General features: G+C 51.0%; 24 protein-coding genes. 14 read left to right on the top strand and 10 right to left on the bottom strand.

Annotation, left to right across the window (positions count from 1 at the left end; genetic code table 11):
* Positions 1-103 precede the first annotated feature (103 nt).
* Positions 104-1,327 carry a deubiquitinase ElaD gene (elaD, locus tag QUF14_RS14650; RefSeq protein ID WP_100733811.1) on the bottom strand — a complete coding sequence of 408 codons (1,224 nt, stop codon included), beginning with the start codon at positions 1,325-1,327 and terminating at the stop codon, positions 104-106.
* A gap of 187 nt (positions 1,328-1,514) precedes the next feature.
* Positions 1,515-2,432 (bottom strand): ribonuclease BN, encoded by a 918-nt coding sequence (gene rbn / locus QUF14_RS14645; RefSeq protein ID WP_001353072.1) that lies wholly within the window; start codon positions 2,430-2,432, stop codon positions 1,515-1,517.
* A gap of 64 nt (positions 2,433-2,496) precedes the next feature.
* On the opposite strand from rbn, the gene QUF14_RS14640 reads away from it, so the two are divergent.
* From QUF14_RS14640 to pmrD, 9 genes are all read left to right on the top strand, one after another.
* Entirely contained in the window at positions 2,497-2,958 is a 462-nt protein-coding gene (locus QUF14_RS14640; protein ID WP_000574094.1) for a GNAT family N-acetyltransferase, read from the top strand.
* Positions 2,959-3,012: 54 nt separating this feature from the next.
* Entirely contained in the window at positions 3,013-3,318 is a 306-nt protein-coding gene (gene elaB, locus QUF14_RS14635; RefSeq protein WP_000070621.1) for a stress response protein ElaB, read from the top strand.
* A gap of 78 nt (positions 3,319-3,396) precedes the next feature.
* Positions 3,397-4,695, top strand: a complete 1,299-nt coding sequence (gene menF / locus QUF14_RS14630) for an isochorismate synthase MenF (protein ID WP_001191447.1) — start codon at positions 3,397-3,399, stop codon at positions 4,693-4,695.
* Between the two features lie 85 nt (positions 4,696-4,780).
* Positions 4,781-6,451, top strand: coding sequence for a 2-succinyl-5-enolpyruvyl-6-hydroxy-3-cyclohexene-1-carboxylic-acid synthase (gene menD / locus QUF14_RS14625; RefSeq protein WP_001354789.1), 1,671 nt, complete (start codon positions 4,781-4,783; stop codon positions 6,449-6,451).
* A complete protein-coding gene (gene menH / locus QUF14_RS14620; RefSeq protein WP_000600516.1) occupies positions 6,448-7,206 on the top strand; it encodes a 2-succinyl-6-hydroxy-2,4-cyclohexadiene-1-carboxylate synthase in 759 nt (252 codons plus the stop codon). Before menD ends, menH begins: the two co-directional genes overlap by 4 nt.
* Positions 7,207-7,220: 14 nt before the next feature.
* Positions 7,221-8,078 carry a 1,4-dihydroxy-2-naphthoyl-CoA synthase gene (menB, locus tag QUF14_RS14615; RefSeq protein WP_000640000.1) on the top strand — a complete coding sequence of 286 codons (858 nt, stop codon included), beginning with the start codon at positions 7,221-7,223 and terminating at the stop codon, positions 8,076-8,078.
* The gene (gene menC / locus QUF14_RS14610) at positions 8,078-9,040 is read left to right on the top strand and encodes an o-succinylbenzoate synthase (protein WP_001255604.1); all 963 of its coding nucleotides are present in this window, start codon (positions 8,078-8,080) and stop codon (positions 9,038-9,040) included. The genes menB and menC overlap by 1 nt, the downstream gene beginning before the upstream one ends.
* Entirely contained in the window at positions 9,037-10,392 is a 1,356-nt protein-coding gene (gene menE / locus QUF14_RS14605; protein ID WP_000577551.1) for an o-succinylbenzoate--CoA ligase, read from the top strand. Before menC ends, menE begins: the two co-directional genes overlap by 4 nt.
* 109 nt (positions 10,393-10,501) lie before the next feature.
* Positions 10,502-10,768, top strand: a complete 267-nt coding sequence (pmrD, locus tag QUF14_RS14600; RefSeq protein WP_024212043.1) for a signal transduction protein PmrD — start codon at positions 10,502-10,504, stop codon at positions 10,766-10,768.
* Here pmrD and arnF read toward each other — a convergent pair.
* The 7 genes from arnF to arnB are packed head-to-tail and all read right to left on the bottom strand — an operon-like array spanning position 10,762 to position 18,112.
* The gene (arnF, locus tag QUF14_RS14595; protein WP_000523867.1) at positions 10,762-11,148 is read right to left on the bottom strand and encodes a 4-amino-4-deoxy-L-arabinose-phosphoundecaprenol flippase subunit ArnF; all 387 of its coding nucleotides are present in this window, start codon (positions 11,146-11,148) and stop codon (positions 10,762-10,764) included. The genes pmrD and arnF overlap by 7 nt on opposite strands.
* A complete protein-coding gene (gene arnE / locus QUF14_RS14590) occupies positions 11,148-11,483 on the bottom strand; it encodes a 4-amino-4-deoxy-L-arabinose-phosphoundecaprenol flippase subunit ArnE (RefSeq protein ID WP_000638030.1) in 336 nt (111 codons plus the stop codon). The genes arnF and arnE overlap by 1 nt, the downstream gene beginning before the upstream one ends.
* The gene (gene arnT / locus QUF14_RS14585; RefSeq protein WP_100733812.1) at positions 11,480-13,132 is read right to left on the bottom strand and encodes a lipid IV(A) 4-amino-4-deoxy-L-arabinosyltransferase; all 1,653 of its coding nucleotides are present in this window, start codon (positions 13,130-13,132) and stop codon (positions 11,480-11,482) included. Before arnT ends, arnE begins: the two co-directional genes overlap by 4 nt.
* On the bottom strand, positions 13,132-14,022 hold the full coding sequence (arnD, locus tag QUF14_RS14580; protein ID WP_000169717.1) for a 4-deoxy-4-formamido-L-arabinose-phosphoundecaprenol deformylase: 891 nt from the start codon (positions 14,020-14,022) through the stop codon (positions 13,132-13,134). The genes arnT and arnD overlap by 1 nt, the downstream gene beginning before the upstream one ends.
* Positions 14,019-16,001 (bottom strand): bifunctional UDP-4-amino-4-deoxy-L-arabinose formyltransferase/UDP-glucuronic acid oxidase ArnA, encoded by a 1,983-nt coding sequence (gene arnA, locus QUF14_RS14575; RefSeq protein WP_100733813.1) that lies wholly within the window; start codon positions 15,999-16,001, stop codon positions 14,019-14,021. The genes arnD and arnA overlap by 4 nt, the downstream gene beginning before the upstream one ends.
* Positions 16,001-16,969 carry an undecaprenyl-phosphate 4-deoxy-4-formamido-L-arabinose transferase gene (arnC, locus tag QUF14_RS14570; protein WP_000461649.1) on the bottom strand — a complete coding sequence of 323 codons (969 nt, stop codon included), beginning with the start codon at positions 16,967-16,969 and terminating at the stop codon, positions 16,001-16,003. Before arnC ends, arnA begins: the two co-directional genes overlap by 1 nt.
* A 3-nt stretch (positions 16,970-16,972) precedes the next feature.
* The gene (gene arnB / locus QUF14_RS14565; RefSeq protein WP_001288716.1) at positions 16,973-18,112 is read right to left on the bottom strand and encodes a UDP-4-amino-4-deoxy-L-arabinose aminotransferase; all 1,140 of its coding nucleotides are present in this window, start codon (positions 18,110-18,112) and stop codon (positions 16,973-16,975) included.
* A gap of 307 nt (positions 18,113-18,419) precedes the next feature.
* Between arnB and ais the strand changes: the two genes are divergently transcribed.
* A complete protein-coding gene (gene ais / locus QUF14_RS14560) occupies positions 18,420-19,022 on the top strand; it encodes a lipopolysaccharide core heptose(II)-phosphate phosphatase Ais (protein WP_001360820.1) in 603 nt (200 codons plus the stop codon).
* A 38-nt stretch (positions 19,023-19,060) separates the two neighbouring features.
* On the opposite strand, the gene nudI is transcribed toward ais, so the two are convergent.
* Positions 19,061-19,486, bottom strand: coding sequence for a nucleoside triphosphatase NudI (gene nudI, locus QUF14_RS14555; RefSeq protein ID WP_024212041.1), 426 nt, complete (start codon positions 19,484-19,486; stop codon positions 19,061-19,063).
* Between the two features lie 278 nt (positions 19,487-19,764).
* Here nudI and QUF14_RS14550 point away from each other — a divergent pair, with 278 nt between their 5' ends.
* The 4 genes from QUF14_RS14550 to rhmD all read left to right on the top strand — a co-directional run bounded on the left by QUF14_RS14550 (position 19,765) and on the right by rhmD (position 23,831).
* Entirely contained in the window at positions 19,765-20,307 is a 543-nt protein-coding gene (locus tag QUF14_RS14550; RefSeq protein ID WP_001353077.1) for a YfaZ family outer membrane protein, read from the top strand.
* A 99-nt stretch (positions 20,308-20,406) separates the two neighbouring features.
* Positions 20,407-21,609, top strand: a complete 1,203-nt coding sequence (locus QUF14_RS14545; protein ID WP_000958556.1) for a nicotinamide mononucleotide deamidase-related protein YfaY — start codon at positions 20,407-20,409, stop codon at positions 21,607-21,609.
* Positions 21,610-21,828: 219 nt separating this feature from the next.
* Entirely contained in the window at positions 21,829-22,611 is a 783-nt protein-coding gene (locus QUF14_RS14540) for an IclR family transcriptional regulator (RefSeq protein WP_000894180.1), read from the top strand.
* Positions 22,612-22,625: 14 nt separating this feature from the next.
* Positions 22,626-23,831 carry an L-rhamnonate dehydratase gene (gene rhmD, locus QUF14_RS14535; protein ID WP_024212269.1) on the top strand — a complete coding sequence of 402 codons (1,206 nt, stop codon included), beginning with the start codon at positions 22,626-22,628 and terminating at the stop codon, positions 23,829-23,831.
* Positions 23,832-23,858: the final 27 nt, after the last annotated feature.

The raw sequence follows: 23,858 nt of genomic DNA, 5'->3' as shown, positions 1-23,858 counted from the left end.
CTGGTGGATGGTGTGACTGGCATCAGTCAGTGATGACTTTTTAGCAAACTATGTTCGACCAGTCAGCATATTTACTGACTGGTCGAATTAATTAACAATGATGTTAACTTACTCTTTTTCCTGATGCTCTATTTTTGGGTTGTGAATATTTTATTTCTAAGTTTCTATAATAATGATTGATATTTGCATCGCCATATTTATCTAAATAACAATTTCTGTTTGTCAGTCGATGTTGAAAATCAATTTCGTACTGCTCTTCTGCTGAATATTTTTTAAATCTGTCAGCATAGTTTTTTAATAACGTATAGGGAGCGCTGTCAGAATTGCTTTCCCTTTGTTCAATTACTTCTTTGGCTGCCATGCACACAAATGCACCGCAACTTTGGCTTAAGTATTGCTGAAGATCGGCATGTAAAAATGTTATCTCTTGTTCAGTTAAATGATCTGTTATATTCTTATTATTCGGCATTTCTCCCATGAATTTAGAATTGAAACTATTAATGACACGCTTAAGTGAATTTTCTTTATCATGGCCTAGTGCACGTAATGAGTTGAATATGACGCATTTTATTTGTTGTGTGTTATTTTTTTCATTAACTATTTTTTGTAGCGAAACTAATATCCAGTGTCCGCCAGTATTTATGGGGAATAACTGGACTTCTTTCGGCCATGATGGATCGCTCTTAATATTATCATTGAGAGCGATTTCTAGGTAAGTGCTGTTGGAATCGGGGAGGTAGAGACCAGTAGGATAATTGACTTGAGTATTTTTTGCATTAGCGGCGATCTTCTGAAGATAGCAATCTATTTCATCCGTGGTTAATTGACGATTTTTATCCCAGAAGTTTGTACCATCGCTCAGTTCATTATTCTTATCATTTAAAAGTACCTTTGAAAGCGACTGTTTTTCAGATATAAGAGGAATATCATCACCGATAATTGTCATTAATTTTGACGGGGAGAATAGCTTTTTGAACAGGAGATTATCTGAATTATCCGGACCAGCTGGTTTTAGGGGGGAGTTGGTTGCGGTATGTGCCAAATTATATAATTTTAAACAGGCATTTTTGATAAGTCGGATAATCGATAGGGTTTCATTTGTTGGGTTTCTAACAATATGATAAAGAATATCTTCGGCTTTTTTTCCAAATTCATCATAACCTAACGCAATATTATGCAGTAACTCAATGCTTTCTTCATCTCCGGATAATGCTGTTTTTTTTAAAGATTGCAGTAATTCCTCGGTCACAGTAAATTTTTCTGCAAATGTCTGATTGAGTTGTGTTTGAGATAATTGACAATAATTGCTGACAACTGTAACCATCATAGGCTCCTTTTAGTTGCAAAGGTTGTGCTGAATGAAGATAAAAAGAGGCAACTTATTGCTCTGAATATAGTGCGTGCGGAGATGAATAAATATCAAAAATCGCTCAATATGCCCGTGTGGGGGGATATATGTGGCGCGGGTTGCGATAACAGGGCAAGTTTCGCCCTGTTTTTAGTAGGAAGCAGAGTTAAACATTAAACACGGTGAAATCATGCGCCAGTTCAGTCGCCGGGAAAATTGACCGACATTCACGTAACAGGTGCTGACAACCTTTGTCATCATAGCGCGAGCTGACGTGGGTAATGATTAGCTTACCGACTCCAGCCTCACGGGCCAGTGTCGCAGCCTGGCGTGTAGAGCTGTGGCCGCGACTATTGGCTTTGGCTTCCATGGTTATATCCAACGTCGCTTCGTGTACCATGACATCGACGCCTTTAGCCAGGTCAAGTGCGGCATCGCAGGGGCCGGTATCACCGAAAATAGCGAGCGCTTTACCTGGCACTGGAGCGGCTAAGTAATCTGCGCCGTTAATCTGCCTTCCGTCTTCCAGCGTGATTGTTTTGCCCGCTTTTAATGCCTGAAACAGTGGGCCAGGCGGCACGCCAGCAGCTTTTAATGCCTGGGCATTTAATGCACCCGGTTTATCATGTTCTTCAATACGATAGCCATAACATTCCAGTGGATGCTCCATCGGATAAGCGGTCACTTTGCGCAGGCCATCATCGAGAATTTCGCCAGCGCCAATTTCGACAATTTCCAGCGGATAATCGGTCCATGAGCCGCTAATCCGCAGCGCAGTCTCCACAAATTCACGGAGACCTTGCGGACCATAAATCGTTAAGGGTTGGACAATACCAGACATAGAACGACTGCATAGTAAGCCGGGTAAACCAAAGAGATGATCGCCATGAAGGTGACTGATAAAAATCTTATCCAGTTTTCCAGGGTTAAAGGCGGTATGCAGTAGCTGATGCTGGGTGCCTTCACCGCAGTCAAACAACCAAAGACCGCTCCGGGTCGGATGTTGCAGGTTAAGCAATATTGCCGTGACATTGCGCGTACGGGTTGGCACACCGGCTGAAGTACCTAAAAAAATTAATTCCATGAGTTCATCACGTTTCAAAAAATATTCCGGCTAGTATAAGGCATACATCTAAAAGGAGAGCATTATGATTGAATGGCAAGATCTGCATCACTCTGAATTATCGGTTTCCCAGCTTTATGCCTTATTACAACTGCGTTGCGCGGTGTTTGTTGTCGAGCAGAATTGCCCTTATCAGGATATCGATGGTGATGATTTGACGGGGGATAATCGCCATATTCTCGGTTGGAAAAATGATGAACTGGTGGCGTATGCGAGGATTCTGAAAAGTGATGATGATCTTGAGCCGGTCGTTATAGGTCGGGTGATTGTCAGTGAAGCGTTGCGTGGCGAAAAAGTGGGGCAGCAGCTTATGAGTAAAACACTCGAAACATGTACGCGTCACTGGCCTGATAAACCTGTTTACCTCGGGGCGCAGGCGCATCTGCAAAACTTCTACCAAAGTTTTGGCTTTATCCCTGTGACGGAGGTCTATGAAGAAGATGGTATCCCACACATTGGGATGGCACGCGAGGTAATTCAGGCGTAATCAATAACCATTGTCTATAGTTAGTGACAGGTTTTACGCAAATGGAGAACGAGAATGTCTAATCAGTTTGGTGATACACGTATCGATGACGACCTGACGCTGCTTAGTGAAACACTGGAAGAGGTGCTCCGCTCCTCTGGCGATCCCGCCGATCAGAAATATGTTGAGCTGAAAGCGCGTGCAGAAAAAGCGCTGGATGATGTGAAAAAACGGGTTAGCCAGGCTTCAGACAGTTATTACTATCGGGCGAAGCAGGCTGTTTATCGTGCTGATGACTACGTCCACGAAAAACCCTGGCAAGGAATTGGGGTGGGCGCGGCCGTTGGGCTGGTATTAGGACTGTTGCTGGCACGCCGTTAAAACCTCCCTACACCGGGGTACTGCATTTTTTTTGTAGTACCCCGTATAATGTGAGGCTTTTAACAGGGAGAGGTCCGCGTGCAATCACTCACTACGGCGCTGGAAAATCTACTGCGCCTTTTGTCGCAAGAGATTCCAGCGACACCCGGCATTCGGGTTATTGATACTCCTTTCCCTCTCAAAGATGCTTTTGATGCCTTGAGCTGGCTGGCCAGTCAGCAAACGTATCCGCAATTCTACTGGCAACAACGTAATGGTGATGAAGAAGCTGCCGTCCTGGGCGCGATTACCTGTTTTACGTCGTTGGACCAGGCACAACGTTTTCTTCGCCAGCACCCGGAACACGCCGATTTACGCATCTGGGGGCTGAATGCGTTTGACCCGTCGCAGGGCAATTTACTTTTACCACGACTGGAATGGCGACGCTGTGGCGGTAAAGCCACGCTGCGGCTGACGCTATTCAGCGAAAGCTCCCTTCAGCACGATGCGATAAAGGCAAAAGAATTTATCGCTACACTGGTGAGTATCAATCCCCTGCCAGGGTTACATTTAACCACCACGCGAGAACAACACTGGCCGGACAAAACGGGCTGGACGCAATTAATCGAACTGGCAACGAAAACCATCACCGAAGGTGAACTCGACAAAGTCGTTCTTGCACGGGCGACCGACCTGCATTTTGCAAGCCCGGTTAACGCAGCGGCGATGATGGCAGCCAGCCGTCGGCTCAATCTGAACTGCTATCATTTCTTTATGGCCTTTGATGGCGAGACCGCATTTCTGGGGTCGTCTCCTGAGCGGCTATGGCGGCGGCGTGCCAAAGCGCTGCGTACTGAAGCGCTGGCGGGAACGGTAGCAAATCATCCTGATGATAAGCAGGCGCAGCAGTTGGGCGAGTGGCTGATGGCGGATGATAAAAACCAGCGCGAGAACATGCTGGTGGTGGAAGATATTTGCCAACGATTGCAGGCCGATACCCAGACGCTGGATGTTTTACCACCGCAGGTACTGCGTCTGCGTAAAGTGCAGCATCTGCGCCGCTGTATCTGGACTTCACTCAACAAAGCGGATGATGTGATCTGTTTACATCAGTTGCAGCCAACGGCTGCGGTTGCGGGCTTACCGCGTGACCTGGCGCGGCAGTTTATCGCCCGTCACGAACCGTTCCCCCGTGAATGGTATGCCGGTTCCGCGGGCTATCTTTCGTTACAACAAAGCGAATTCTGCGTTTCCCTGCGCTCAGCAAAAATTAGCGGCAATGTCGTGCGGTTATATGCTGGCGCGGGCATTGTCCGTGGCTCCGACCCCGAGCAAGAGTGGCAGGAAATCGACAACAAAGCGGCAGGGCTGCGTACTTTATTACAAATGGAAGAGTAATGAGTCGCATCATTACCGATTCATATCAATAATCTATTTTTGTAGCTCCTTATACTTAGCCGCAATATTGATACCGGACAAACTCATGTCAGTAAGCGCATTTAACCGACGCTGGGCGGCGGTCATTCTGGAAGCATTAACGCGTCACGGCGTCAGACACATTTGTATCGCCCCTGGCTCGCGTTCTACACCGTTAACGTTAGCGGCAGCGGAGAATTCCGCATTCATTCACCACACCCATTTTGATGAGCGTGGACTGGGGCATCTGGCGCTGGGGCTGGCGAAAGTCAGCAAGCAGCCGGTGGCGGTGATAGTGACCTCCGGTACGGCGGTTGCGAATCTCTATCCGGCATTGATTGAAGCTGGGTTAACCGGAGAAAAACTGATCCTGCTAACCGCCGATCGCCCGCCGGAGCTCATTGACTGCGGCGCGAATCAGGCGATTCGTCAACCGGGAATGTTCGCCTCTCATCCTACGCATAGCATTTCACTGCCGCGCCCGACGCAGGATATTTCTGCCCGTTGGCTGGTCTCTACTATCGACCACGCCCTTGGTACGCTTCATGCTGGAGGAGTCCATATCAACTGCCCGTTTGCTGAACCGCTATATGGCGAGATGGACGACACCGGGCTTAGTTGGCAACAGCGTCTTGGCGACTGGTGGCAGGACGATAAACCGTGGCTGCGTGAAGCGCCTCGTCTGGAAAGTGAAAAACAGCGTGACTGGTTCTTCTGGCGACAAAAGCGCGGCGTGGTGGTTGCTGGTCGCATGAGTGCGGAAGAGGGCAAAAAAGTTGCTCTGTGGGCGCAAACTCTTGGCTGGCCGCTGATTGGCGACGTCCTGTCGCAAACCGGGCAGCCGCTGCCGTGTGCCGATCTCTGGTTAGGCAATGCCAAAGCGACAAGCGAACTGCAACAGGCGCAGATTGTGGTGCAACTGGGCAGCAGCCTGACGGGCAAACGGCTCCTGCAATGGCAGGCAAGCTGTGAACCAGAAGAGTACTGGATTGTTGATGACATTGAAGGTCGACTTGATCCGGCACACCATCGCGGACGCCGCTTAATTGCCAATATTGCCGACTGGCTGGAGCTGCATCCGGCAGAAAAACGCCAGCCCTGGTGCGTTGAAATCCCGCGCCTGGCGGAACAGGCAATGCAGGCGGTTATTGCCCGTCGCGATGCGTTTGGCGAAGCACAACTGGCGCATCGCATCAGCGACTATTTGCCGGAACAGGGGCAACTGTTTGTTGGCAACAGCCTGGTGGTACGTCTGATCGATGCGCTCTCGCAACTTCCGGCGGGTTACCCGGTGTATAGCAACCGTGGGGCCAGCGGTATTGACGGGCTGCTATCTACTGCCGCAGGCGTTCAGCGGGCCAGTGGCAAACCGACGCTGGCGATTGTGGGCGATCTCTCAGCACTTTACGATCTCAACGCGCTGGCGCTATTGCGCCAGGTTTCCGCGCCGCTGGTATTAATTGTGGTGAACAACAACGGCGGGCAAATTTTCTCGCTGCTGCCGACACCGAAAAGCGAGCGTGAGCGTTTCTATCTGATGCCGCAAAACGTCCATTTTGAGCACGCCGCCGCGATGTTCGAGCTGAAATATCATCGTCCGCAAAACTGGCAGGAACTTGAAACGGCACTTGCCGACGCCTGGCGCACGCCGACCACCACGGTAATTGAAATGGTGGTTAACGACACCGATGGTGCGCAAACCCTCCAGCAACTGCTGGCGCAGGTAAGCCATTTATGATCCTGCACGCGCAGGCAAAACACGGCAAACCAGGTTTACCCTGGCTGGTGTTTTTGCACGGTTTTTCCGGCGATTGCCATGAATGGCAAGAAGTGGGCGAGGCGTTTGCCGACTACTCGCGGTTGTATGTTGATCTCCCAGGTCACGGTGGTTCGGCAGCAATTAGCGTCGATGGATTTGATGATGTCACCGGCTTACTGCGTAAAACTCTGGTTAGTTACAACATTCTTAACTTCTGGCTGGTGGGGTACTCGCTTGGCGGACGGGTGGCGATGATGGCGGCTTGTCAGGGGATGCCGGGGCTGAGTGGGGTTGTGGTCGAAGGCGGGCATCCGGGATTGCAAAGTGCTGAACAACGCACGGAACGTCTGCTTTCCGATCGCCAATGGGCGCAGCGTTTTCGCACAGAACCATTAACGGCGGTATTTGCCGACTGGTATCAACAGCCTGTCTTTGCCTCGCTCAATGACGATCAACGCCGGGAGCTGGTGGCGCTGCGTAGCCACAATAACGGTGTAACGCTTGCTACTATGCTGGAGGCCACTTCTCTCGCCGTCCAGCCTGATTTACGTGCTAACCTTAGCGCCCGCACATTTGCGTTTTATTATTTATGTGGTGAACGTGACAGCAAATTCCGCGCTCTGGCGGCGGAACTGGCTGCCGACTGCCATGTCATTCCTCGCGCCGGACATAACGCGCACCGGGAAAATCCCGCTGGCGTAATCGCAAGTCTGGCGCAGATCTTGCGTTTCTGACTAAAGGACACAATATGATTTATCCTGATGAAGCAATGCTTTACGCACCGGTTGAATGGCACGACTGCTCCGAAGGTTTCGAGGACATTCGTTATGAAAAATCCACCGACGGTATCGCAAAAATCACCATTAATCGTCCGCAGGTGCGCAATGCCTTTCGTCCTCTGACGGTAAAAGAGATGATCCAGGCACTGGCAGATGCGCGTTATGACGATAACATCGGCGTAATTATTCTGACTGGTGCAGGCGATAAAGCGTTCTGCTCTGGTGGCGACCAGAAAGTGCGTGGCGATTACGGCGGCTATAAAGATGATTCCGGCGTACATCATCTGAATGTGCTGGACTTCCAGCGTCAGATCCGTACCTGTCCGAAACCGGTTGTCGCGATGGTAGCGGGTTACTCCATCGGCGGCGGTCACGTTCTGCACATGATGTGCGACCTGACCATCGCGGCGGAAAACGCCATCTTCGGTCAGACTGGCCCGAAAGTCGGTTCCTTCGATGGCGGCTGGGGCGCTTCCTATATGGCGCGCATTGTTGGGCAGAAAAAAGCGCGTGAAATCTGGTTCCTGTGCCGTCAGTACGACGCGAAACAAGCGCTGGATATGGGCCTTGTGAACACCGTGGTGCCGCTGGCAGATCTGGAAAAAGAAACCGTGCGTTGGTGCCGCGAAATGCTGCAAAACAGCCCGATGGCGCTGCGTTGCCTGAAAGCTGCGCTGAACGCTGACTGTGACGGTCAGGCGGGTCTGCAGGAGCTGGCGGGCAATGCCACCATGCTGTTCTACATGACAGAAGAAGGTCAGGAAGGTCGCAACGCCTTCAACCAGAAACGTCAGCCTGATTTCAGCAAATTTAAACGGAATCCGTAATGCGTAGCGCGCAGGTATACCGCTGGCAGATCCCCATGGACGCGGGGGTGGTTCTGCGCGACAGGCGGTTAAAAACCCGCGACGGGCTATACGTTTGCCTGCGCGAGGGCGAGCGCGAAGGGTGGGGGGAGATCTCCCCACTGCCGGGCTTCAGTCAGGAAACCTGGGAAGAGGCGCAAAGTGTGCTGCTTGCCTGGGTAAATAACTGGCTGGCAGGCGATTGCGAATTACCGCAAATGCCTTCCGTCGCCTTTGGCGTAAGCTGTGCATTGGCTGAGCTGGCAGACACGTTACCACAGGCGGCAAATTTCCGTGCTGCACCGTTGTGTAATGGTGATCCTGACGATCTGATCCTCAAACTTGCCGATATGCCAGGTGAGAAAGTGGCGAAGGTCAAAGTGGGATTGTACGAAGCGGTGCGCGACGGCATGGTGGTGAATCTGTTGCTGGAGGCCATTCCGGATCTGCATTTGCGTCTTGATGCGAATCGCGCCTGGACGCCGCTGAAAGGCCAGCAGTTTGCCAAATACGTTAACCCGGATTATCGCGGCCGCATCGCGTTTCTCGAAGAACCGTGCAAAACCCGCGAGGATTCCCGCGCCTTTGCCCGTGAAACGGGTATTGCCATTGCCTGGGATGAAAGCCTGCGTGAGCCGGATTTTGCCTTTATGGCGGAAGAAGGCGTGCGAGCGGTGGTGATCAAACCCACGCTCACGGGCAGCCTGGAGAAAGTACGTGAGCAGGTGCAGGCGGCGCACGCGTTGGGGCTGACGGCGGTGATCAGTTCTTCTATTGAGTCGAGCTTAGGCTTAACGCAACTGGCGCGGATTGCCGCCTGGTTAACGCCAGACACCATTCCGGGGCTGGACACGCTGGATCTGATGCAGGCGCAGCAGGTTCGTCGCTGGCCGGGTAGCCCGCTACCGTTAGTGGAAGTTGATGCACTGGAGCGGCTGTTATGATCTTCTCTGACTGGCCGTGGCGTCACTGGCGGCAAGTGCGGGGAGAAGCCATCGCCTTACGTCTTAATGACGAGCAACTTAACTGGCGCGAGCTTTGTGCTCGCGTCGATGAATTAGCCTCCGGCTTTGCGGCGCAGGGCGTTGTTGAGGGCAGCGGCGTGATGTTGCGGGCGTGGAATACGCCGCAAACGCTGCTCGCCTGGCTGGCGTTACTGCAATGCGGGGCGCGGGTGTTGCCCGTGAACCCTCAGCTGCCGCAACCGTTGCTTGAAGAATTGCTGCCCAATCTGACGCTGCAATTTGCGCTGGTGCCGGATGGGGAAAACACGTTTCCGGCGTTAACGTCGCTGCATATTCAGCAGGTTGAAGGCGTACATGCCGCTGCGTGGCAGCCGACGCGTCTGTGCTCAATGACGTTAACTTCTGGCTCCACCGGGTTGCCGAAAGCCGCTGTTCATACTTATCAGGCCCATCTTGCCAGCGCCGAAGGGGTGTTATCGCTGATTCCGTTTGGCGATCACGATGACTGGTTGCTCTCTTTGCCGTTGTTTCACGTCTCCGGTCAGGGAATTATGTGGCGCTGGTTATACGCTGGTGCGCGGATGACGGTACGTGATAAACAGCCGTTGGATCACATGCTGGCAGGCTGTACTCACGCATCGCTGGTGCCGACGCAGCTCTGGCGTTTGCTGGTTAACCGCAGTTCCGTTTCCCTGAAAGCAGTGTTGCTTGGCGGCGCGGCGATCCCGGTCGAGTTGACGGAACAGGCGCGCGAGCAGGGTATTCGTTGCTTTTGTGGCTATGGTCTGACCGAGTTTGCCTCCACGGTGTGTGCGAAAGAAGCCGATGGTCTGGTGGACGTCGGTTCGCCGCTGCCCGGTCGGGAAGTGAAAATCGTTAACGATGAAGTGTGGCTGCGGGCTGCCAGCATGGCAGAAGGTTACTGGCGTAACGGACAACTGGTGCCGCTGGTGAATGACGAAGGCTGGTACGCTACGCGCGATCGCGGTGAGATGCATAATGGCAAGCTGACCATTGTCGGACGTTTAGACAATCTGTTCTTCAGTGGTGGCGAGGGTATTCAGCCGGAAGAGGTGGAGCGTGTAATTGCTGCACATCCTGCGGTTTTGCAGGTGTTTATCGTCCCCGTTGCGGACAAGGAGTTTGGTCATCGACCGGTAGCGGTGGTGGAGTATGACCATCAAAGCGTTGATCTTGGCGAATGGGTGAAAGATAAGCTGGCCCGTTTTCAGCAACCGGTGCGTTGGCTGACGCTTCCACCTGAACTGAAAAACGGTGGTATTAAAATTTCACGTCAGGCGCTAAAAGAGTGGGTGCAACGCCAGCAATAATTAACCATCCGTTGCACTTCTCATTTCTGCCATTCCATTGCCGTTGATAAAGAGTTTATCTGTTAATCTGTAAATTGATGTGAAAACTCTTAGCAAACAGGATAATGCAATGGAATGGCTGGTCAAAAAATCGTGCTGCGATAAACAAGATAACAGACATGTACTTATGCTCTGCGATGCTGGCGGCGCGATAAAAATGATCGCCGAAGTGAAGAGTGACTTCGCCGTGAAAGTGGGCGATTTACTCTCCCCTTTGCAGAATGCGCTTTACTGTATTAATCGTGAAAAGCTGCACACGGTGAAGGTCCTCTCGGCAAGCAGTTACAGCCCCGATGAGTGGGAACGGCAGTGTAAAGCGGCAGGGAACACTCAGTAACGTTGTTTTGTCGTGGGCAGGAAAATCAACATCAACCCGCTCATAATACAAGCAACTCCCAGTAGTGCCTTCAGCGAAAAAGTTCCTTCCCAGCCGGGAAGTATCATTGATGCAATCCATACCAGCACATAGCTCATACTGAGCAAGGCATAGGCTTTGCTTAACGCAAGTTTATGTAGCGTTTTATACCAACAAAAAACGGAAAGCAGATAACCCAGCAGCCCGAGTAACAGTATCCGGGCATCCAGGCCAAAAGCTAACAGCGCCGCGATAAAATCCCATAAGTGCGTCATCGGCGGTAGATGACTCGCCGCATACCCGAGGCTTAATTGCGCAGCGGAGGCAATAATGACGCTGAATAATCCCCACATCAGGCCCATTACACCGTACTCCCGAGGATCACAATGCCGCCAATAATGAACGCCACCCCACACCAGTGACGCAGTGATACCGGCTCGTGCCACAGTTTTACTGCAGCCAGCGTCACCCAGACAAAATTCAGACTTAACATCGGGTAGGCAATGCCTACCGGTACGTTCTGCAAGACCAGCAGCCAGAGCACCATGGCAAGGCCAAGACAAGCCAGCGCCAGTCCCAGCCACAGTACGATATGTTTGCGCCGTTTGTTTATCGCCACAAAGCAGGTTGCTTGTTTCTGACACAACTGCCCGGCAACGCTAAGCAAGCTGGCAAAGACTAATGTTAGCCAGATCATTTGGGCCGATACTGAATCAGCACCAGACGCTCCTGACGATCGATGGCATCTGCGGGCGGAATGGCGAGACTGTTGATATCTTCATCGCGGTCAACCGAAAGCACGAGTGTAATAACCCCCTCCTGACGATGTTGATTAAGCCAGTTTGCGAACTCATCACCGCTGACAAATCTCCCTTTCGCATCCGGATAATTTAGGCCGTATTTCAATTCCCCTGTCTGGCGATACATGATGATGTCATCACGTCTCAGGCTCCATGCCAGACCAGCAGCAACGCCGACGCTATCGGTAAGAATATAGCGGCTTGGCTGCAGTGATTCTTGTGTCGTCTCGACAAAAAATTGCGGATGTTTTCCTTCCATGACTCTGTCAGGAATTGAAAATCCTACCAGCAACGCCAGCCCAAGCGGGCAAAGTGCGGCAAAAGGCCAGTTTTTTTCGACGTTTGTTAAGGTATACCAGCCGAAAAATGCCCATAGCGAAAAAATCGACCATGCACAGAAGACTTTATAGCTCTCGAAGGTTTGCCACACCGGCGTGCTCATAGGTCCCCAGGGGGAGACCACAAACGTAGCAATAATGCCAGTGACGCCAAAAGCGATGTTAATCCAGCCATTAATCCGCAACGCCAGAGGATTATTTTTTGCTGCCAGCAAAGCGTAATGCGCCATCAGCATTGCCAGAGGTGCAAAGCAGGAAAGAATATAGGTGGGCAATTTGCCTTTGGCGACGGAGAAAAACAGCAGCGGCATTACCGCCCAGCTCAATAAATAGACGGTTGCGGAATGCTTGCGGTTTTTCCAGCCTGTGTACAGTGCTCCGGGGAGTAATCCCAGCCACGGCAGGCTACCGGCAATGATGACCGGCAAGTAGTACCAGAACGAAGCTCTATGCTGAGCATCATCCATTGCAAAGCGTTGAATATGCTCAACCCAGAAAAAATAGTGCCAGAAGTCAGGCTCCCGCTGCGCTATCGCCAGTCCCCAGGGGAGAACCGTCAGTACGCAACTGATAACCGCCAGCCAGCCGTAAATAAAGAGATCTTTCCAGCGTTTTTGCGTTGCAACCCATGGCAGCACGCTTAATACCGGCACGGCAAGGGCGAGAAAACCTTTGGTCATCACCCCCATGCCGCAGGTGATTCCCAGCAGTAAAAATCCCGCGCTTTTGCCTTTCCACGTCTGTGCCTGCATTGCCAGCCAGAAGCTGCACATTCCCGCCACCAGCCAGAATGCAATAAACGGATCGAGCACGGCATAAGTGCCAATGGCATAGACAATAAACAGTGAGAGATAAATCACTGCGGCGAGTAGAGCCAGACGTTTATCGCGCCATAAGCGCAGAGTAAACCAGGTCACCAGCGCGGCAGTTAACAGGGTCGCAAAGATAACGCCTGCCCGCACACCAAAGTTATTTGCGCCAAATAGCCATTGCCCAATACTGTTAATCCAGTATCCGGCAATGGGTTTTTCGAAATAACGTAGCCCTAACATATGGGGCACAATCCAGTCGCCGGATGCCAGCATTTCCCGACTGATTTCCGCATAACGCGTTTCATCAGGTTGCCAGAGCAGACGCGTGCTGATCGGTAACAGGTAATAGCAGGCAATAAACGCGAAGAGGCCGATAAGGTAACGTACCGATTTCATCAGCGACTACCCGCAATTTGTTGGCAACCCAGCCAGCCTTCACGTCCGGCAATATTTCCGCGAACAACTTGTCCGAGCGGCAACGTCCCTGATAACAGTTCGCTTAAAGGGCAAAATGTCACGCCTTCCTGGGCTGCGCGTTTCAGGAGATCCACAAAATTATGCTGATAAGCGCAGCCTTCAACTTCTGCATGAATGGTATAAACCGGCGTGCCTTTATCTCGTAGGATGCGGTTGAGTAACCAACCGTTAAAATCTTCAGCTTTCACATCCCGACCAATCACTTCATCCCAGGTGGGTAAGGTCACCGGAATTTGCGCCGTGCCGGGTTTTCCTGTTTCGAGCAATGGACGAAACGGCATAGCCCCACGACAATCGCTGTTGTAGCGCAAATGGAACGCTTCTTTTACTTCGATCACTTGCTGGTCGGCACGCCATCCAGCGGCAGCTGAGCAGGTTACCGGTTGGCCGATAATCTCTCCCAGGGTGCTAAGGCCGCGTGCAATATCGTCGGTCATCGTTTGCCGATCCCAGTTACCGCTATGGGCTTGCCAGGCGTGATGATCCCAGGCGTGCAGGCCGACTTCGTGGTGTTTAGCCGCTTCTCGAATGATATCGGCATTGGCATGACCAATCTCTTTACCTGGCCAGGCCGTACCTGCCAGTAAAATATCCCAGCCATAAAGCGATGCCGCGTTTGAGCGCAGCATCTTCCACAAAAACTGTGGCTTCACCAGTCGCCAGAGATGGCGGCCCATATTGTCCGGGCCGACGCTGAAAAAAATGCTGGCCTGAATATTATGCTTACTCAAGATTTCCAGCAGACGTGGTACGCCTTCACGGGTGCCACGAAAGGTATCGACATCAATGCGTAAGCCTACTTTGGTCATGATGGTTTATCCGTAAGATCGACGGTGCGCAGGAAAAAATCCAGCGTTTCGTCGATGGTTTCCTGCATATCAATTTTCGGTTCCCAGTCCAGGCAACGGCGGGCATTGCGGATGCTCGGTTTACGATGCTCTACGTCCTGATATCCTTTACCGTAGTAACTGCTACTTTCGACCACACGAAAGCCTGCAAATGGTGGGAAGTGATGGCGCAGCGGATGTTTTTCGAAGCTCGCCAGCAGCATTTCGCCCAGTTCCTCAATGCTCGCTTCGTTATCAGGATTGCCAATATTGATAATTTCGCCGTCGCAGCGATTGCCTGCATTTTCGATAATGCGATACAACGCTTCAATGCCATCCCGGATATCAGTAAAGCAGCGTTTTTGTTTTCCGCCATCAATCAGCTTAATCGGTGAACCTTCCACCAGGTTGAGAATGAGTTGCGTAATAGCGCGGGAGCTGCCAATTCGCGCTGCATTAAGGTTATCCAGTCGTGGCCCCATCCAGTTAAACGGGCGGAAGAGGGTAAACTGTAAACCCTCTTTTTCGCCATAGGCCCAGATCACTCGATCAAGTAATTGTTTAGACACCGAATAAATCCAGCGTGGTTTATTCACCGGGCCGACGATTAAATTAGAATGGTCTTCATCGAAGTATTTATCGCTACACATCCCATAAACTTCTGAAGTCGACGGGAAGATGATTCGCTTACGGTACTTCACGCAGTAACGGATAATGCGTAGATTCTCTTCAAAATCGAGTTCAAAGACGCGCAGCGGGTTGCGGGTATATTCAATCGGCGTGGCTATTGCCACCAGCGGCAAGACGACATCACATTTTTTGACGTGATATTCAATCCATTCGGAATGGATACTGATATCGCCTTCGACAAAGTGAAAATGCGGATGATTCAGAAAACGGCTTATCGCATCGCTGCCGATATCCAGACCGTAAACTTCATAATGATCTTCGCGCAGCAGGCGTTCTGTCAGATGGTTGCCAATAAAGCCATTCACCCCGAGGATGAGTACCCGAGTACGGCGTCGGGCGGTGCAGGCAGGCTGGCTATTCAAGCGCGAACCTTGCACCAGACCCAGCGACAGCGCTAACTGCGAGCCTTGCATAGTAATGCCGTCTCCCGCCTGTCCGGTGACGATTTCCAGCGCGCCATCGCCACAGGCAATCAGCAACGGCGCAACAGAAATCACGCTTCCCGGTTGTGCTGCGGGCGCATGAGAATGCACGCGTGACGACCAGACGGTAAATTTTTGATTACCAACATAGCTGAAGGCACCCGGCCACGGATCGGCGACGGCACGCACCATGTTATGCAATACTGCTGCCGGTTTATGCCACTCGAGGAAGCTGTCTTCTGGCGTTCTGCGACCAAAACAGGTGGCTTCGTTTTCGCGCTGGGCGATTTCCAGAATATTACCGTGTTTAATGGCGGGTAATGTCTGCTCCAGTAGCTGGCGCGCGGCATGGCATAACTTGTGATGCAGCGTAATGGCGATATCGTCTGGCGCAATGGCAATGCGCAATTGGGCCACAATGGCCCCAGCATCGGCACGTTTCACCATTCGGTGCAATGTCACGCCAGTTTCCGTTTCACCGTTCACCAGCACCCAGTTCAGCGGCGCGCGACCACGATATTTTGGTAACAGCGAACCATGCAGATTAAATGCGCCTGCAGGGGCGAGCTGCAAAATCTCGTCGTGAATAAGATGGCGATAATAAAACGAGAAAATCACCTCCGGCGACATTTGGGCAATGCGTTCCACCCACAGCGGATGATTAACGTTATCCGGCGCATAAACCGGAATGCCTCTTTCCGCCGCCAGACGAGCTACCGAACCATAAAAGGCTTTTTCACCGGGATTATCACTATGAGTAAAAATAGCGCTAATTTCGTAACCGGCAGCCAGCAGGGCTTCAATACCGAGGCATCCCATATCGTGGTAGGCAAAAACGACGGTTTTCATTATTCATTTTCCTTGCTGGATGGACGGATAACTTGCTGAACAAAATAGCGGGGGCGGGCGCGGACATCGGTGTAGATCCTGCCGATATATTCACCGAGTAGTCCCATGCCGATAAATTGAGCGCCAATAAAAGTAAACAGCACGGCAAATAGCATAAAGACGCCTTCTGCCGCCCATTGGGGGCCGAAGGTCAGGCGTAAAATCACCAGCAGTACCGCGATGCTGAAACCTCCAATCGCAATAATGCTGCCGAGCAGACTCAGCATACGTAGCGGCGTAGTAGTAAGGCAGGTCACCAGGTCGTACATCAAATTAATCAGGCGCATAAAGCTGTATTTGGATTCACCAAACTCACGCTCGGCATGATGCACTGGAATTTCAATGGCGCGGCGGGCGAAGATATTCGCCAGAATCGGGATAAAGGTGCTGCGTTCATGGCAGTGCAACATCGCATCGACAATATGACGGCGATAGGCGCGCAGCATACAACCGTAGTCACCCATTGCTTTGCCGGTGGTGCGCTGAATAAGTCGGTTGATCATCTTCGAAGCGGTTTTACGAAACCAGCTGTCCTGGCGGTTCTGGCGTACAGTTCCTACTACGTCGTAACCTTCATCGGCTTTTGCCACCAGGCGGGGGATCTCCTCTGGAGGATTCTGGAGATCGGCATCGAGGGTAATAATTAAGTCGCCGGTAACGTGACTGAAACCCGCCATAATCGCTGAATGTTGTCCGTAATTGCGGTTAAGCAAAATAGACACAATATGGCTGCCCTCCACTAGCGAAGCTTCGACCAGCATATGCGCGGAATTATCGCTACTGCCGTCATCAATCAGCAGGATCTCATACTCTTTCCCCAGTGATTCACAGGCTGTGGTGGTGCGCCTGATTAATTCCGGTAAGCTTTCCTGCTCGTTATAAACGGGAATAACCACCGAGACTTTCTTAACAGGGTGGATTTCAAACATGGCTTATTGTCCTGCGAGTTGCTGAAGGGCTGTGATGACGCGGTCGGCATCGGCGGTGGTCATATCCGGGAACAGCGGCAACGAACAGATGCGTTCGCTATTCCATTCGGTATTCGGTAACGACAGCTCGGGAAAACGCTCGCGATAATATTTTTGCGTGTGAGCGGCGCGGAAATGTAACCCGGTACCAATGCCTCTTTCTTTTAACGCTTCCATCAACGCATCGCGACTGATACCACAACGTTGTTCATCGACACGAATAATAAACAGATGCCAGGCGTGAACGTGCGGCCAGGCGGGAAGGCTTAATGGCTGAAAGGGGAGAGCTGCCAGTGCTTGCTGATATTGCAGAGCAATTTCGCGCCGACGGGTGTTGAGGTGCTCTAATTTGGCTAACTGGGTCAGGGCAATCGCGGCGTTAATATCGGTCAGATTATACTTATAGCCCGGCGTTAAGACTTCAGCTTGCGGTGCACGGCCCCAGGTTTGTCTGTCATAGGCATCGACACCCAGACCGTGAAATTTCAGCATCCGTAGCTGGCGGGCAAGGTTTTCATTATCAGTAACAATCAGGCCACCTTCCGCACAGGTAATATTTTTGATGGCGTGAAACGAAAAAATAGCGGTACCTTTTGCGCCAATATGTCGGCCTTTGTAATACGTACCGACGGCATGGGCAGCATCTTCGATAACTGCGATGCCGTAACGTTCGCCAATGGCGCGAATGGCGTCAATATCTGCTGGCGCACCGGCATAATGCACCGGAATGATGGCTTTAGTGCGTGGCGTAATGGCTGCTTCGATCGTTTCAGGCGTGACCATCAGCGTATCGCGGTCGACATCCACCATTACCGGCGTTGCACCCAACAAGGAGAGCATATTGAGGGTTGAAACCCAGGTCAGGGAAGGCGTAATCACTTCATCGCCCTTGCCAATTTCCAACGCCATTAGCGTGATATGCATTCCGGCGGTGGCTGAACTGACCGCGATGGCATGCTGATTTCCCGTCAACTGGCAAAAGGCTTGTTCAATCGCCTGATTCTTCGGACCGGTTGTGATCCAACCAGATTCGAGAACCTCTTTAACTGCAGCGACTTCCTCCTCGCCCATTGCTGGTCGCGAAAAAGGCAAAAATTCTGACATTGTTTTTCCATCCGTCGTTGAATACTTTTCCACTTATATTTGCCATAAAGAGTGTTGTGTATATTTTGCCATTTGGAGCGAAATTCTAAGGATAGAATATTAACTTAACCTTAAGAAATTAATATTAGACGTAAATATTGAAATTTTTATATTTTTTCTTATTTAGGCTTTGCATTTGGCAAAATTTTGAGGCATTTTGCCGGCATCGTAGGATTTTTAATATTACACCAACTGCTAATTATCGCCAGAAATGTCGCTCAATTTCACGGTAATTGTCTGGTTGCACTTGTCTATAGGTGGAGTTTACGTGTTAGCTTTTTGCCGCTCTTCGTTGAAGTCAAAAAAATATTTCATCATTTTACTGGTGCTCGCTGCAATTGCCGGACTGGGTACTCATGCCGCCTGGAGTAGTAATGGTTTGCCACGTATCGACAATAAAACACTGGCCAGACTGGCACAGCAGCACACGGTTGTCGTTTTGTTTCGCCATGCTGAACGTTGCGATCGTTCAACCAATCAATGCTTGTCAGATAAAACAGGTATTACGGTCAAAGGTACCCAGGATGCCCGTGAACTGGGCAACGCTTTTAGCGCTGACATCCCTGATTTCGATCTTTATTCCAGTAATACCGTCCGGACCATTCAGTCGGCGACCTGGTTTTCAGCGGGGAAAAAGCTGACGGTAGATAAACGACTTCTTCAATGCGGTAATGAGATTTATAGTGCAATTAAGGACTTACAAAGCAAAGCACCTGATAAAAATATCGTTATTTTTACCCATAATCATTGCCTGACATATATTGCTAAAGATAAGCGTGATGCGACATTTAAACCTGATTATCTGGATGGTTTAGTCATGCATGTGGAAAAAGGCAAAGTTTATCTGGATGGGGAATTCGTTAACCACTAAATTTTCAATCTGACAGCCAGTAATGGCTGCCATCACTGTTACAGAAGACCTTTCAAACGTAACGTTTTTCGGGTGGCGACATTCAAATCATAGTGCGCTAGATCTTCAGGTTTTACCCACGCGTAGTCCTGAAACTCTTCATTTATTTTCACTTCTCGGTTGGTAGAAACGCAGTCAAAAATCAGGTAAATCATATAAATCTCTTCCTTGCGGCCATCTGCATACGTCTTGGTGCGAATATCATCGCTGAAGGTCCACGGCGTGATTTCTGTCAAAATCAGCTGTTCTCCCAGTTCTTCACGAATTTCGCGGCGTAGTGCCTCTTCAATTCGTTCGCCAGACTCCACGCCGCCACCCGAAAGCGCCCATTGACCGGGGAAAACGCCGCGATCGTCGGCCATTTTACACAGCAAATAAGCACCATCATTTTCAATCAAAGGGCATACAATAGTCCGTTGTCGCACAGGAGTATTCCTTATAAATAAAAAGAAACCATGAGAATACGGCAACTCAGAAATATGTGAAAGTGACAGTAATCTCTTTTGCGATGATAACTGTGCTTATTATTATTTTTGTGTGTATCGATACAGTGTGTTTATTTTTTCAGCGTTTAATTATTTGAGAAGTATTTAGTTACAATAAGTGACTAGATCCCTTTTTTCGCTCATTGAATCCTCTGTGCCAGACAGTACAATCCCGCAGCTTTGGGAATTTTGATTTATTGCTTGTGGGAGAGGGGAAAATGAAAAAAATTGCGCTAGCAGGTCTGGCCGGAATGCTGTTGGTTTCTGCATCGGTCAATGCAATGAGTATCAGCGGTCAGGCGGGTAAAGAATACACCAATATTGGTGTCGGTTTTGGTACGGAATCGACGGGCCTGGCGTTAAGCGGTAACTGGACACATAACGACGACGACGGTGACGTCGCGGGCGTAGGGCTGGGGTTGAATCTGCCTCTCGGGCCGTTAATGGCGACCGTTGGCGGAAAAGGCGTTTACACCAACCCGAATTACGGCGATGAAGGTTATGCTGCGGCGGTAGGAGGTGGTTTGCAGTGGAATATTGGCAACAGCTTCCGTTTGTTTGGCGAGTATTACTACTCTCCAGATTCGCTCTCCAGCGGTATTCAAAGTTATGAGGAAGCGAATGCTGGTGCGCGTTACACCATTATGCGTCCAGTCAGTATTGAGGCAGGTTATCGCTATCTGAATCTGTCGGGTAAAGATGGTAACCGCGACAACGCCGTGGCTGACGGTCCATATGTTGGGGTTAACGCCAGTTTCTGATGCCTTCCGGCGCGGCATTCTGTCGCGCCATTCAGTTTCTTACTACGCCTTATCTCCCTTTGCGTTATAGTGATTCGATAACAAAAGCAGGAGATAACCATGTTAACAGTGGAAATGTTATCCACCGGGGATGAAGTGTTACACGGGCAAATCGTTGACACTAACGCTGCCTGGCTGGCCGATTTTTTCTTTCATCAGGGGTTGCCATTATCTCGCCGTAATACGGTGGGGGATAACCTCGATGACTTAGTGACCATTCTTCGTGAACGTAGTCAGCACGCCGATGTGCTGATTGTGAACGGCGGGCTGGGGCCGACCAGTGATGATTTAAGCGCACTCGCCGCTGCGACTGCAAAAGGAGAAGGCCTGGTGCTGCATGAGGCCTGGCTCAAAGAGATGGAACGTTATTTTCGCGAACGTGGACGGGTGATGGCACCGAGCAACCGTAAACAAGCGGAGCTACCTGCCAGTGCAGAATTTATCAATAACCCAGTAGGCACCGCCTGTGGTTTTGCCGTGCGGCTTAATCGTTGCCTGATGTTCTTTACCCCCGGCGTACCGTCAGAATTTAAGGTGATGGTCGAGCACGAAATCCTGCCGCGCCTGCGCGAGCGTTTTTCTTTACCGCAGCCGCCGGTTTGTCTGCGTTTGACTACCTTTGGTCGTTCGGAAAGCGATCTGGCGCAAAGCCTGGACTCCCTGCAACTGCCGCCGGGCGTTACAATGGGCTATCGCTCTTCTATGCCGATAATTGAACTTAAGCTGACCGGACCGGCAAGCGAGCAACAGGCGATGGAAAAACTGTGGCTGGACGTTAAACGTGTTGCCGGACAGAGCGTGATTTTCGAAGGCACCGAAGGACTGCCCGCGCAGATCAGTCGCGAATTGCAGAGCCGCCAGTTCAGCCTGACGTTGAGCGAGCAATTCACCGGTGGTTTATTGGCTTTGCAACTTTCTCGCGCAGGTGCTCCATTGCTGGCGTGTGAAGTAGTTCCTTCACAGGAAGAAACCCTGGCGCAAACTGCGCACTGGATTACAGAACGGCGTGCCAACCATTTTGCCGGGCTGGCACTGGCTGTTTCTGGTTTCGAGAACGAACATCTCAACTTTGCGCTAGCCTCGCCAGACGGCACTTTCGCTCTGCGTGTGCGTTTCAGCACTACGCGCTACAGCCTGGCTATCCGTCAGGAAGTGTGCGCAATGATGGCACTGAATATGCTGCGCCGTTGGTTAAACGGTCAGGACATCGCCAGTGAGCATGGCTGGATTGAGGTTGTTGAGTCCATGACTTTATCTGTCTGATTCCGCCACTCCGTGCCGGTTTACTGCACCGGCACGTTCCCCCTCCGGCAAAATTTGTCCAACCTGTTGTACTCAATAAGAAAAAATCCGTGCGCTGATTCACAAATTTGTGCGTAATTTCTCCAGCCCGCTGGACGAGGTGCGGGATTTGATGCGCTTCACAATTTTACTCCCCCTGAGCAACGAGACTGATTCCAGTATCTAAGACTGGAGTCCAGTATGTTGGAATCAAGCAAAGTTCCCGCCCTGACACGGGCTATTGATATTCTCAATTTGATTGCCCGCATTGGCCCCTGTAGTGCTGCGACGATCATTGACACATTGGGGATCCCTAAAAGCACGGCCTATTTGCTGCTTAATGAACTCAGGCGTCAGCGTTTTCTTAGCCTTGATCACCAGGAAAATTTTTGTTTGTGGACCAAGCTGGTGGAGCTTTCCGGTCATGCGTTAAGCAAGATGGATCTCCGGGAACTGGCTCGACCGCGTTTGACGCAACTGATGGATACCACCGGGCTGTTATGTCACCTGGGGATTATTGATAACGGCAGCGCTTATTACATTTTGAAAGTGGAGTCATCAGCCACTATCAGCGTGCGTTCCCATGAAGGAAAAAGCCTTTCGCTTTATCGCTCCGGAATAGGTAAATGCCTGCTAGCCTGGCAACCTGCATCTGTACAGCAAAGTATTATCGAAGGGCTGGTCTGGGAGCAGGTGACACCCACAACGATTACTCATCCACAGCAACTTCACGAAGAACTGGCGCGTATTCGCCGTCAGGGCTGGAGCTATGACAACGGCGAAGATTACGCCGATGTCCGTTGTGTCGCTGCGCCGGTGTTTAACGCCAATAACGAGCTTACCGCTGCGATCTCGGTGGTCGGTACCCGCTTACAAATCAATGAAGAATACCGTGATTATCTGGCGGGCAAGGCCATTGCCTGCGCCAGGGATATTTCACGTCTGTTGGGATGGAAAAGTCCCTTTGACTTACAGGCCTCATAACAATGGAGAACAGCATGACCCTACCAAAAATCAAACAGGTTCGCGCCTGGTTTACTGGCGGTGCGACAGCAGAAAAAGGCGCTGGCGGCGGTGATTATCACGACCAGGGGGCGAATCACTGGATTGACGATCATATTGCCACCCCGATGAGTAAATACCGCGATTACGAGCAGTCACGCCAGTCATTTGGCATTAACGTTCTTGGCACGTTGATTGTTGAAGTCGAAGCAGAAAACGGCCAGACCGGATTCGCCGTTTCGACAGCCGGTGAAATGGGCTGTTTTATTGTCGAAAAACACCTTAACCGTTTCATTGAGGGTAAATGTGTCAGTGATATCAAACTGATCCACGATCAAATGCTCAATGCCACCCTGTATTACTCCGGCTCTGGTGGCCTGGTGATGAATACGATTTCCTGTGTCGATCTGGCTCTGTGGGATCTGTTCGGCAAAGTGGTCGGGCTTCCGGTTTATAAACTTTTAGGCGGCGCAGTTCGTGATGAGATTCAGTTCTACGCCACAGGTGCGCGTCCGGATCTGGCAAAAGAGATGGGCTTTATCGGTGGCAAAATGCCGACGCACTGGGGGCCACATGATGGCGATGCGGGGATCCGCAAAGATGCCGCTATGGTCGCGGATATGCGTGAAAAATGCGGTGAGGATTTCTGGTTAATGCTCGACTGCTGGATGAGTCAGGACGTGAACTATGCCACCAAACTGGCCCACGCTTGCGCGCCCAATAACCTGAAATGGATCGAAGAGTGCCTGCCGCCACAGCAGTATGAAGGTTATCGCGAACTGAAACGCAACGCGCCAGTCGGAATGATGGTCACCAGCGGTGAGCATCACGGCACACTGCAATCTTTCCGTACGCTTTCAGAAACCGGTATCGACATTATGCAGCCGGATGTTGGCTGGTGCGGTGGCTTAACCACGCTGGTGGAAATTGCCGCAATCGCCAAATCCAGAGGGCAACTGGTGGTGCCGCACGGTTCGTCTGTTTACTCTCACCATGCGGTGATCACCTTCACCAATACGCCATTCAGCGAATTCCTGATGACCAGCCCGGATTGTTCAACGATGCGTCCGCAATTTGATCCGATTCTGCTTAATGAGCCAGTGCCGGTGAATGGTCGTATTCATAAATCAGTGCTTGATAAACCCGGTTTCGGCGTCGAGCTCAATCGTGACTGCAATTTGAAACGCCCCTACAGCCACTAATCATTCCGGGCGTTGCTTTGACAACGG

The organism is Escherichia sp. HH091_1A, assembly GCF_030295175.1.
In the GTDB taxonomy this organism is placed as follows: Bacteria; Pseudomonadota; Gammaproteobacteria; order Enterobacterales; family Enterobacteriaceae; genus Escherichia; species Escherichia coli_F.
Note: the sequence above shows the minus strand (reverse complement) of the source record. Positions and strands in the feature narration are given on the sequence as shown.